The 598-nt window shown below is 63.4% G+C and carries 1 protein-coding gene; it reads left to right on the top strand.

The features are described from left to right. Positions 1–78: 78 nt before the first annotated feature. Positions 79–598, top strand: a 520-nt coding sequence (pilO2, locus tag RVY79_RS17010) for a type 4b pilus protein PilO2 (protein ID WP_317465654.1), incomplete at its 3' end; no start/stop codon positions are given.

Here is a 598-nt window from a genome sequence, read left to right as displayed (position 1 = left end):
ACTGGCAAGTCATCGGCGTCGATGCGAAACAAGTCAGAGTGGGTCGCGGCAAGCAAGTTCTGAAGCTCGCGGTGTGACATGGCTCAAGTCCTCAACCTTCCAGGGATCAAGGGCACCTATGCCGTCGGCCTGACTTGGCGGCATGAGGATGCCAGGCCAAGCCGCGCGGCACTGCGCAAGAAGGCTCGTGATCTGCAAGCACGGTGGAGTGTCGTCCATCAGACGCGCACAGGGCACGTACAGGCCGGCTTTTGTGCGGGCCTCGAGGGCGCTGCCTCCAACTGGCGAACCAAGCCGCTTGCAGCCCTTGTCGCTGACTCACATCCTCAGCCTTGGTGCGGCTTCTATCGGATCAGCGCTGACCTGTATTGGTACATCGCGGTGCGCGACGGCCAGGAGGGTTTACCGGACGGGGACCGGACTGGCACGCTCGAAGAAGTGGAGCCACTCCATGCGTTGCACAAAGCGTCCGGTGACTGGAACGTAGTCCGCGGGACCGAAGCCGAACTCGCAGACATCGTTCGCACTTCGCGATCGGTGAAGGGGCTGACCGATCTGGAGCCGGGGCCGCGACGCTACGTGCTACCGGTGGCCGGGG

Origin of the sequence: Chromohalobacter sp. HP20-39 (genome assembly GCF_033052815.1) — a bacterium.
Classification (GTDB): domain Bacteria; phylum Pseudomonadota; class Gammaproteobacteria; order Pseudomonadales; family Halomonadaceae; genus Chromohalobacter.
The sequence above is the reverse complement of the archived record's forward strand: the minus strand, read 5'-3'. Positions and strand labels throughout refer to the sequence as shown.